Source organism: Elioraea sp. (genome assembly GCF_051860475.1).
Taxonomy (GTDB): domain Bacteria; phylum Pseudomonadota; class Alphaproteobacteria; order Acetobacterales; family Acetobacteraceae; genus Elioraea.
Window position 1 is genome coordinate 1 of sequence record NZ_JBHYDW010000154.1, and the last position, 9,854, is coordinate 9,854.

The following is a 9,854-nucleotide window of genomic DNA, read 5'->3' on the forward strand; positions in this document are numbered from 1 at the left end:
GGCGGTTTGCGGCGTGGCATGCAGCGGCTCCTTCAGCTCCACCCTACGGCCCCAAACACGAAATTTCCGATAGACCCCTCTCAGCCGTCGTTACGAAAGCAAATGGTACTGCCATCTCCGACTCACATACTGGCACCTGAGATTGTCGCCCCCGCCACCTCGACCAACATCTTCCGCGTGATCGCCGCCCGGTACGCCTCCATGTCGCGCGCGCACCACGAACGCGCCCGGGCCGCCGATCACCTCCTCCGCGTAGGAGCGGTCCAGCGCCGGCTCGACGTCGAGGATCGCCACGCCGTTGATCGTGACGCCGGCCGCGAGCGCCGCGGCCCGCGCCTCCGCCACCGGGCGGCCGTCGTTGCTCACCCCGTTCGCCGAGATGTCGAGCACGCGCCGCTCCGCCTCGGCCCCGAACCGCCGGAACAGGCCGACCGCCGCGTCGATCGCGCCGCTGATCGAGGTATGGCCCGGCAGCGGCGCGCGCGGCCAGGATGCGCCCGGCCACCGCCTCGGCCTCGGCCAGCGTGTCGATCACGGTCCACGGCACGGTCACGCTCTGCTGGCCGCGGCTTGCCCACTCGATCACGGCGACCGCGACGCGCTGCCGTGCCCCGCCGCGCACCACCTGGGCGAGTTCCGGGCTCGTGACCGCGCGCCGCACGCTGGCCGCGCATGATGCCGGGCGGAGCAGGGGCTTGGTCCGCTGGTCATCGGCGCGGCCGAGGCCGAAGCCGAGCGCCCACAAAGCCCATCCCGACGATCCCCGCCGGGATGGACCGCGGTGTCGATCGCGTTCTTCGCCTTGCACGTCGTCTCGGTATCGACCGCAGTGGGGCCTGGTCGAGCGGACGGCCGGGCCTGCACCGCCAGCGGCACCGCGGTCAGCAGCACCGCCACGACGCGCCGTTCGGCGCTGTGCGCTACAGCGCGGCGAGGATCGCCTCGCCCTTGCTGACCTCGAACCCGCCCGGCGCCTCGATGCCGAGATGCGTCACAACCCCGTCCTTGGCCACGAGCGCGAAGCGCTGCGAGCGGACGCCGAGCCCGCGCCCGGTCAGATCGAGCTCCAGCCCCAGCGCGCGCGTCAGCACGCCGGAACCATCCGCCAGCATCACGATCCGGTCGCCCACGTCCTGGCTCTTGGCCCAGGCATCCATCACGAACACGTCGTTCACCGCCACACAGGCGATCGTGTCCACGCCCTTCGCCTTCAGCGTGTCGATGTTGGAGAGGAAGGACGGCAGGTGCTTGGCCGAGCAGGTCGGCGTGAACGCGCCGGGCACGGCGAACAGCACGACCGTCTTGCCCTTGAAGATCTCGTCGGTGCTGACCTCGCGCGGCCCCTCGGCCGTGGCCTGCATCAGCTTCACGGACGGAATGGTATCGCCGACCTTGATCGTCATCTCGCGGGCTCTCTCCTGGGTGCAGATGCCCGCCCTATAGCCTGTCCGGAGCGATCCGTCAGCGGGCGGCCTGCGCGCTGCCATGGGCGCGCGAGAACGCGTCCAGCACCATGCCTTCGGTCAGCAGTTCCGGCAGCGGGATGCCCTGTGGCGCCGCCGGGCCGTAGACGGCGTTGAACGGAATCCCCACCCGCCCGTGCCGCGCGAGATAGGCCGCGATCGCCGGATCGGGCCGGGTCCAGTCGCCGCGCATCACGCCGACCGCGCCAGAGCGCAGCCGCTCGGCAACCGCGCCGCGGTCCAGCACCATCGCCTTGTTCACCTGGCAGGTGACGCACCAATCGGCGGTGATGTCGACCAGCAGGGTCTCGCCGCTGCGCGCGCGCCGCTCCGCCTCCTCGGCGGAGAAGGCGAGCACGCCGGGCATCACGGTCGAGGCCGCGATCGGCGGGGCGCCGGTGATGGCCGGCAGGGTGACCGCACCGAACGCGAGGGCCGCCGCCACCGGCACGGCGATGCGCCGTCCGCGCGCGAGCCAGAGCGCCAGTCCGGCAGAGGCCATCGCTGCGCCGGCGGCCATCGCCACGCCGTCGCCGACCTGCTTCGCCAGCACCGTCAACAGCCAGATGGAGGTGCCGGCGAGCAGCACGCCCATCACGGCGCGCAGCCGGATCATCCAGGCGCCGGGCCGCGGCAGCAGTGCCGCGAGCCGTGGGGCGGCGGCGAGCGCGAGCCAGGGCAACGCCAGCCCCGTGCCGAGGGCGGCGAACACCGCGAGGATCTCGCCCGTGCCGCGGGTGAGCGCCCAGGCAGCCGCCGTGCCGACGAACGGGGCCGAGCACGGCGTGGCGAGCAGCGTCGCAAGGCCGCCGGTCGCGACATCGCCCGCGAGCCCGCGCCGCGGTGCGGCCGCGGCGAGGCCATCGGCCCAGCGCGGCGTGCCGATCGTGAACAGACCCCAGAGATTGAACGCGAACAGCCCGGTCAGCGTGGCCATGAGGGCGAGGAACACCGGCTGCTGGAACTGCACGCCCCAGCCGATCGCCCCACCCGTCGCGCGCACGCCTGCCAGCGCGGCGCCCAGCGCCAGCATGGAGAGCAGCACCCCTGCGGCGGTTGCAAGCAGCGACAGCCGCGCCGCCGCTGGCCGTGCCCCGGCGAGCCCCGCCAGCCCGGTGACCTTCAGCGCCAGCACCGGCAGTACGCAGGGCATCAGGTTGAGGATCAGCCCGCCGAGCAATGCGATCAGCAGCACCGTCCCGATGGTCCGGGCCGCCTGCTCCGCGACGGCGACGCCCTCCAGGGCGAGCGATGCGTCCACCAGCGTCGCGGTCAGGGCTGCGCCCGCCGGCACCGACACGTCGTGGAACACGAAGCGGGCCTCGCGGCCACCATCGGTGAGCGAGACGCGGGGCGCCGGCAGGTCCGAGAGCGCGGCGGTCTCGACGAACACGTCCGGGGCCGCGAAGGGTCGCTCGGCGCGCGCCATCACCACCAGCGTGCGGTTGCCGGTCTCGGCCGTGAGCGACACCCCGGCCGTGTCCGCCGGCACCGGCACCCGGCCGGCGTAGCGGTCGATCAGGTGCGCAGCGGCGGACGGCGCGGGCAGGCCGGCCCCGAGGTCGAGCACGACCCGCGCCGCGCCGGGAATGCAGATGTCGCGGCAGACCAGGTACGCGACATCAGCGCGCAGCGCGGTCGCGGCGCCGGGGTCGACCAACCGCGCCTCGATCGGCAGCACGACCTCGTCGGCGTAGCCGTAGCTCTGCAGCCCGAACAGCTCGAAGCGCTTTGGCGCGGGCCAGCGCAGCGTCGTCTCGCGCAGGTTCGCGGACTCCGCCCAGTCGAGCGCCGGCGGCAGTCCCGCGGTGCCGGGGCTGCGCCAATAGATCTTCCAGCCGGGATCGAGGCGTACATGCAGCCCGAGCCGCACACCCTCCTGCCCTGGCCCGATCGCCTGGGTGGCGGCCACCAGCCGCAGATCGGCCTTCTCCCCGCGCGCCCAGTCGCCGATGCCGGAAGCATCGGCCGTTCCGACCGCACAGACGGACAGGCCCGCGACCAGGGCGGCCGCAGCAAGACAGGTGCGCGTGCGCATGGCGTTCTCTACCACGACGGTGGCGTGGCAGCCCCGCCCGCGCAAGGCCGGCACGTCGGTCTCGCGCCGGATTGACCGGTCGGCGCCGCGCCAGCCGGCACGCCGCGAACGCTTGTCGTCCGCTCCGTCAACGCCAACATGCTAGATTGGCCCATGGGACACTCGGACACCATCATGGACTCAGAGGAGGGCGGCTGGCTGACAGGCCAGCTGCTGATCGCCATGCCGGCGATGCGCGACCCGCGCTTTGCGCAGACGGTGGTGTACATCTGTGCGCACTCGTCCGACGGCGCGATGGGGATCGTGATCAACAAGCCGCTCGACGGGCTGAGCTTCGAGTCGCTCTTGCGCCAGCTCGGCATCGAGCCGGCGCCGCCCAGCCGGGTGATCCGCATGCATGCCGGCGGCCCGGTCGAGACCGGGCGGGGCTTCGTGCTGCACACCACTGACTGGGTGCAGGACGGGTCGCTGCAGGTCGATCAGGGCTTCGCGCTGACCGCCAGCATCGACGTGCTGAAGGAGATCGCCCGCGGCGGCGGCCCGCGCGAGGGCATCCTGGCGCTCGGCTATGCCGGTTGGGGGCCGGGCCAGCTCGACGAGGAGATCCAGCAGAACGCCTGGCTGTCGGTGCCGGCGGACGAGCGGCTGGTGTTCGGGGGCGATCTCGGCGCGAAGTGGCGCCAGGCACTGGCGTCGCTGAAGATCGATCCGCTGCTGCTGTCGGGATCGGCCGGCCGGGCGTAGCGGCTCAGATCAGCGCCGCGCGCCGCCCCGCGAACAGCAGCGCCTGGCAGGCGAGCGCCGAGGCGAGCATGCAGACTGCGGTCGCGACGCCCGTGCCCGTCTCGGTCGCGCCGACCAGCACCGTCATCAGCGCGCCGAACGCCATCTGGATCGCGCCTGACAGCCCCGAGGCGGTGCCGGCGAGCTTGGGCCGCACGCTCACCGCACCGGCCATCGCGTTCGCCTGCGCCACGCCGTTGCCGAGCGCCATCAGCATCGGCGGGCCGAACACCACCGCGAGCGAGAGCGGCAGCACCAGCACCGCCAGCAGCGACAGCGCCGCACCGAGGAACGTCACGGCCGTGCCGGCGATCAGCAGCCGCGCCACGCCGAGCCGCTGCGCCAGCCGCGCTGTGACGAAGTTCCCGCCCGCATAGGCGAGCGAGATGACGATGAAGGCCACACCGTAGGCGGTCGGTGGCAGGCCGAGTCCGTTGACCACCACGAACGGCGCGCCGGCGAGGAAGGTGAAGAACACGCCCGAGGAGGTGGCGAAGCTGCCGGCGAACACCAGGAAGGCCGGTCGTCGCAGCAGCGGCAGATTGGCGCGCAGGAACCCCGCGATCCCGGGCAGGCGCTGCGGTGTGGCAAGCGTCTCCGGCAGGCGCAGGGCGACCGCCGCGAGCAGCACCGCGCCGACAACGGCGTTCAGCCCGAAGATCGCGCGCCAGCCCAGCGCCTCGTCGATCAGCCCGCCGATCGCGGGGGCAACCATCGGCGCGACCGTCATGCCCATGAACACATAGGCCATCACCGAGGCGGCGCGGTCGCGCGGGTAGCAGTCGCGGATCATCGCGCGCGCCAGCACCATGCCGCTGCACGCGCCGACCGCCTGGAGCATCCGTCCGGCGATCAGCCAGAAGATCGAACCGGCCGCCGCCGCACCCGCCGAGGCGACCAGGAACAGCGCGAGCCCGGTCAGCGCGAAGGGGCGGCGGCCGAACCGGTCCGAGAGCGGTCCGTAGAACAGCTGCCCGACCGCCACCCCGACGAGATAGAAGGTGAGCGCAAGCTGCGCCGTGCCGGGCGGCACCGCGAAGCTCACCGCGAGTCCCGGCAGCGAGGGCAGCAGGATCTGCAGGCTGAACGGCCCGATGCTGGTGAGCGCAACCAGAATCCAGGCCGGTGGCGCGGCGCGCGATCGCGTCGGAGCCTCGGGCGCGGCGGGCTCCCCCGGGCTATCGGGCGGAGTCATGATAGGGTCCGAGACGACGCGCTCGGACCCGTCCTCACCACACGAACGCGGGCAGGGCCGCGATCGGTGTCAGCCCCTGCGCCGCGGCCGCGCGGTCAAGCACGTCCTCGGGCGGCAGCGTCCCGTTCACCGCGCCGAGTTCCTCGGCGTGGATGCCGCCGATCACCCAGGTGGCGTCGATCCCCACCGCGGCCGCACCGGCGATGTCGGTGCGCAGCGCATCGCCCACCGCGAGGATGCGGGTCCGGTCGGCGATGCCGAGCATGTCGAACACGGTCCGGTAGATCGCCGGATCGGGCTTGCCGAGGCTCTTCACGTCCCCGCCCATCGCCGCATAGGCCTGGGCGAGTGCGCCGGCGCAGATCACGCGCACGCCGCCGCGGATCACCTCCAGGTCCGGATTGGCGCAGATCATCGGCAGCCGGGCGGCGCGGCAGCGCTGCAGCAGCGGCAGGAAATCCTCGACCGTCTGGCCCGGCCTGTGGTCGTCCGGCCCGGTGTTCAGAACGAATCCCGCCTGCTCGGGCGTGCGCACCTCGTCGAGATCGAGCGTGTCGAACACGTTGCGGTCGCGCTCCGGCCCGATGTGGAACACATGTCGGCCGAGGCGGGCGAACCAGGGATCGGTGCGGTCACGCATAGCCAGGTGCACCGCCTCGCCCGAGGTCAGGATACCGTCATACAGGTCGTCGGGAATGCCCATCGTGCGCATCGCCGTCTGCGCGGCATGCGACCGGCGCGGCGCGTTGGAGAGCAGAACGGAGCGCTTGCCCGCACGCCTGAGCCCTGCGAGCGTCTGCACCGCACCGGGATAAGGGTTCACCCCGTCATGGATCACGCCCCAGAGGTCGAGCACGAAGCCGTCATAGCGCTCGGCGAGGGGGGCGAAACGGTCCAGTCGCGCAATCATGCGGGGTCCCTCAGGTCGGCGCCGACCGCCTCGGCGACGGTGGCAAAGCCATCAGCAGCCAGGGCAGCGGACAACTCGTCGAGAATGCGTCCGACGAGCGCGGGGCCTTCGTAGGACAGGGCGGTGTAGAGCTGCACGAGCGCGGCCCCGGCACGGAGCTTCGCATAGGCATCGCGGCCCGAGGCGACGCCGCCAACGCCGACCAGGACCAGCCGCCCGCGCGCGAGCCGGGCCGCCTTGGCGAGCAGGGCGGTCGAGGGGGCGAACAGCGGGCGGCCCGAGAGCCCGCCCGTTTCGCGGGCGTGCCGGCTGCGCAGGGTGGGGGCACGCGCGAGCGTCGTGTTGCCGATGACCAGCCCGTCGACGCCGCGCGCAATCGAGGTCTCGATGATCGCGGCGAGTGCGTCGTCGTCGAGATCGGGCGCGACCTTCACCATCAGCCGGGCCCGCGACCCGGTGGCGGGGAGCGCCGCCTGCGCCGTGTCGAGCAGCGTGCCGAGGCGCCCGCCCGCCTGCAGATCGCGCAGGCCGGGCGTGTTGGGCGAGGACACGTTCACCACCAGCACGTCCAGCAGCGTCGCGGCATCGGCGAGCAGCGCCGCGAAATCGGCATTCGGGTCCGTGCTGTCCTTGTTCACCCCGACATTGAGCCAGAGGGGGCCGGGGAGCGCTCCGCCGGCCCGCACACGCTCGATCCGCGCGCGCACCGTCGCCCAGCCGTCGCTGTTGAACCCGTAGCGGTTGATCACCGCCCGGTCCTCTGCGAGCCGGAACACGCGCGGCCGGGGATTGCCGGGCTGCGGGCGTAGCGTCACCCCGCCGACCTCGACGAAGCCGAAGCCGAGTCCGAACAGGGGCCGGATCGCCTCGGCCTGCTTGTCGAACCCGGCGGCGAGGCCGAGCGGGTTGGCGAACGCAAACCCCATCACACGGCAGGCCAGACGCGGGTCGGGCGGCCGGCGTGTGCGCCCGATCAGCCCGCGCGCGAGCGCCGCGACCGCGAGGCGGTGCGCGGTCTCGGCATCGACCAGACGCACGAACGGCATCAGGCAAGAGGCGAGCGCGGGGACCATCGCGGCTGGTCATGCCGCAAGCGTGCGCGGGGGGGAAGGCTGGACGCGCGTCGTTGCGGCAGGCATGACGCGGGCGCGGGGCTGGGACGGAGGGAACGTGCGCGGCGTGGTGCTGATGGTGGTCGGGATCGCGCTGTTCGCGCTGACCGACGTCACCACCAAGTGGCTCTCGGCCGGGTACGGGGCTGCGCAGGTGATCGCGATGCGCTGCGGCACGGCCCTGCTGGTGGCCGGTCCGCTGGCGTGGCGCGAGGGCGGGATCGCGCCGCGGCGCCTGCCGCTGCATCTGGTGCGCGGGGCGCTGATCGTCGCCGCGGCGTTTTCGTTCTTCCTGGCCTTCGCGCGGCTGCCGCTGTTCGAGGCCTATGTGGTCTCGTTCACCGCGCCGTTCCTGACCATGGCGCTGGCGATCCCGTTCCTCGGCGAACAGGTGGGGGCGAGCGCGTGGGGGTGGGCGGGGCTCGGCTTCGGCGGCGTGGTGATCTCGGCGGCACCGGGGCTCACCGGCGGCGGCTCGCCGCTCGGCTACGCTGCGGCGCTGGCCGGCACGGCCAGCTATGCCGGGATGAAGGTGGTCACGCGCCGGCTCGGCACGGGCGAGGGGCTGGCGGCCGCGATGGCGGTGCCCGCGACCATGGGCGTGCTGGTCGCCGGGCCGTTCGCGGCCGCGTCCTGGGTCGCGCCGTCGGTCGAGGATGCGGCACTGCTGGTGCTGAACGGAGCGTTGTGGGGGACCGGCAACGCGGTCATCACGGCGGCGGTACGTGCGGCCGAGGCGTCCCGGATCGCGCCGATCGATTTCACCGCGATGGTCTGGGCGCTGCTGTTCGACGCGGCGTTCTTTGGCGTCACGCCCCGTCTCGCCGATCTCGCCGGCGCGGCGATCGTGGTCGCGGCCTGCCTCGGCCACCAGCGCGACCAGCGACGCGGGCGCGCATAGTCCGCTACTCGGCGAACACGTCGCCCAGATCGCGGCGGCCGCGCGCCCGAGGCCCCAGCACGTCGAGCTTCTCCTCGATGCGCATCAGCTGGAGCGAGACGCGCCGGTCGAGCTCGCGCATCATCTGGATCGGGACGTAGCCGCGCGCGACCTCCAGCTTGAATGCCGCGAGCTCCTCGCGCAGCCGCGCCGCGGTCTCGACCTGGCGGTGCTCGACGCGCTCGATCCGGGTGATCAGCTCCTTCTTGATGTCCCACATCATCTTGAACAGCCCGACCAGGATCGGGATCTCGATGACCCGGATCCACCATTCGATGCTGATGCCGGTGGCGTCCATGCGGTTACACTCCTGCGACGGCGATCGAGGCCGCTTGCGCGGCCGCGCGGCGTGGCCGATATCGTTGAGCGCGATGTGGGACGAGCCCTATCTCGAGACGTGCTGCCGGTCGGCGCTGAACCGGCTGAAGATCGTGCGCGCGCTCGGCCGCCCGCCCGGGCTGAAGGACGGGCCGTGCCTGGAGCGGCTGGCGCGCATGGGCCTCTGCTGCGAGCGCGCCGACGGACGCTACGAGATCACCGAGGCCGGGGTCGAGCGGCACCGTACCGAGATCCTGAAACAGCCGCGTGAGGCTGCCTGAGGCTGCTCGCGGAGGATCACGTTGCGCCGCGCCATTCGCTGACGGCGATGGCCCCCTCATCCTGACCTTCTCCGCCTTTCGGGGGAGAAGGGACGCGACGATACCGCCAGCTCCCCCCTCCCGCCGCGGCGGGAGAAGGTCAGGGCGAGGGCAGGCGCCGCGCCTTCCAATGACGTCACGTTACCACGCCCTCATGGCTTGAAGTCCTGCCGGGCGGTGAAGCCGCCCGCGGGCACGCGCCAGTCCTCGGTCCGCGCCGTCGCGGCGCCGCGGCCGATGCGCATCTTCTCGTTGAGGATCGCACCCGCCACGGCGTCGAGCCCGTCGTCATGCGCTCCCTTCGATCCCGTTGGCCGCCACTCGCGCATCTCGGCGATCAGTGGGGTCGCGAAGACGCTGCGATGCGCCCAGAGCCGGCGCGCGGCGAGCAGCGGCTCGAGCGCGCTCAGGATGCGCTCGGCCTTGCTGCGCGTGCTCGCCTTCTCCATCACGGAACAGGGCACGCGCGCCTTCGCCATCTCGGCACGCAGCAGTCCCGGCAGGAACCGGCCGAGCCCGTTGTTCTCGACCGTCAACGACGGCAGGTTCAGTTCTGCGGCGAGCCGCACCACCTGGCGGCAGAGCTGGGTCGCCGCATCCGCTCCGCCGCCCGGGTCGTGGGTGAGATAGGCCACGCGGTGCAGGTAGTGGTGGCTGTCGGCGTCGGCGAACACGGCAGCGAACACCGACCGGTCGCCCGCGCCGGGGATGCCGAAGGCGGGGTCCCAGAACGCGCTCGCCGAGACCATCGTGCGCTCGCCGAGCAGCAGCCGGA

At 72.7% G+C, this 9,854-nt stretch carries 10 protein-coding genes and 2 pseudogenes; 3 read left to right on the forward strand and 9 right to left on the reverse strand.

Features of this window, described 5'->3' with window-relative positions:
- Positions 1 to 90 precede the first annotated feature (90 nt).
- The 4 genes and pseudogenes from ACTIFU_RS19955 to ACTIFU_RS19970 form a co-directional block, all read right to left on the reverse strand.
- Positions 91 to 474 (reverse strand): DUF1194 domain-containing protein, encoded by a 384-nt coding sequence (locus tag ACTIFU_RS19955; RefSeq protein ID WP_439580082.1) that lies wholly within the window; start codon positions 472 to 474, stop codon positions 91 to 93.
- A 10-nt stretch (positions 475 to 484) separates the two neighbouring features.
- Positions 485 to 808, reverse strand: a pseudogene (locus ACTIFU_RS19960) (DUF1194 domain-containing protein); the annotation flags it as partial.
- 112 nt (positions 809 to 920) lie between these two features.
- Positions 921 to 1,403, reverse strand: a complete 483-nt coding sequence (locus ACTIFU_RS19965) for a peroxiredoxin (protein WP_439580073.1) — start codon at positions 1,401 to 1,403, stop codon at positions 921 to 923.
- A 58-nt stretch (positions 1,404 to 1,461) separates the two neighbouring features.
- On the reverse strand, positions 1,462 to 3,501 hold the full coding sequence (locus tag ACTIFU_RS19970; RefSeq protein WP_439580074.1) for a protein-disulfide reductase DsbD family protein: 2,040 nt from the start codon (positions 3,499 to 3,501) through the stop codon (positions 1,462 to 1,464).
- A 174-nt stretch (positions 3,502 to 3,675) separates the two neighbouring features.
- Here ACTIFU_RS19970 and ACTIFU_RS19975 point away from each other — a divergent pair, with 174 nt between their 5' ends.
- Positions 3,676 to 4,245 (forward strand): YqgE/AlgH family protein, encoded by a 570-nt coding sequence (locus ACTIFU_RS19975; RefSeq protein WP_439580075.1) that lies wholly within the window; start codon positions 3,676 to 3,678, stop codon positions 4,243 to 4,245.
- Positions 4,246 to 4,249: 4 nt separating this feature from the next.
- Here ACTIFU_RS19975 and ACTIFU_RS19980 read toward each other — a convergent pair whose 3' ends face one another.
- Genes ACTIFU_RS19980 through ACTIFU_RS19990 form a run of 3 tightly spaced genes read right to left on the reverse strand, consistent with a single transcriptional unit; the run spans position 4,250 to position 7,462 of the window.
- The gene (locus tag ACTIFU_RS19980) at positions 4,250 to 5,479 is read right to left on the reverse strand and encodes a multidrug effflux MFS transporter (protein WP_439580076.1); all 1,230 of its coding nucleotides are present in this window, start codon (positions 5,477 to 5,479) and stop codon (positions 4,250 to 4,252) included.
- Between the two features lie 34 nt (positions 5,480 to 5,513).
- Positions 5,514 to 6,389: a TIGR01459 family HAD-type hydrolase gene (locus ACTIFU_RS19985; protein ID WP_439580077.1), complete on the reverse strand. Its 876-nt coding sequence runs from the start codon at positions 6,387 to 6,389 to the stop codon at positions 5,514 to 5,516.
- Complete coding sequence (locus ACTIFU_RS19990) at positions 6,386 to 7,462, reverse strand: quinone-dependent dihydroorotate dehydrogenase (protein WP_439580078.1); 1,077 nt, start codon at positions 7,460 to 7,462, stop codon at positions 6,386 to 6,388. Before ACTIFU_RS19990 ends, ACTIFU_RS19985 begins: the two co-directional genes overlap by 4 nt.
- A gap of 64 nt (positions 7,463 to 7,526) precedes the next feature.
- Between ACTIFU_RS19990 and ACTIFU_RS19995 the strand changes: the two genes are divergently transcribed.
- Positions 7,527 to 8,402, forward strand: coding sequence for a DMT family transporter (locus ACTIFU_RS19995; RefSeq protein ID WP_439580079.1), 876 nt, complete (start codon positions 7,527 to 7,529; stop codon positions 8,400 to 8,402).
- Positions 8,403 to 8,406: 4 nt separating this feature from the next.
- Here the strand turns inward: ACTIFU_RS19995 and ACTIFU_RS20000 are convergent, their stop codons facing one another.
- Positions 8,407 to 8,739, reverse strand: a complete 333-nt coding sequence (locus ACTIFU_RS20000) for a hypothetical protein (RefSeq protein ID WP_439580080.1) — start codon at positions 8,737 to 8,739, stop codon at positions 8,407 to 8,409.
- Positions 8,740 to 8,812: 73 nt separating this feature from the next.
- Between ACTIFU_RS20000 and ACTIFU_RS20005 the strand changes: the two genes are divergently transcribed.
- Entirely contained in the window at positions 8,813 to 9,040 is a 228-nt protein-coding gene (locus tag ACTIFU_RS20005; protein ID WP_439580081.1) for a hypothetical protein, read from the forward strand.
- A gap of 191 nt (positions 9,041 to 9,231) precedes the next feature.
- On the opposite strand, the pseudogene ACTIFU_RS20010 reads toward ACTIFU_RS20005, so the two are convergent.
- Positions 9,232 to 9,854: pseudogene (locus ACTIFU_RS20010) on the reverse strand (phage terminase large subunit); the annotation flags it as partial.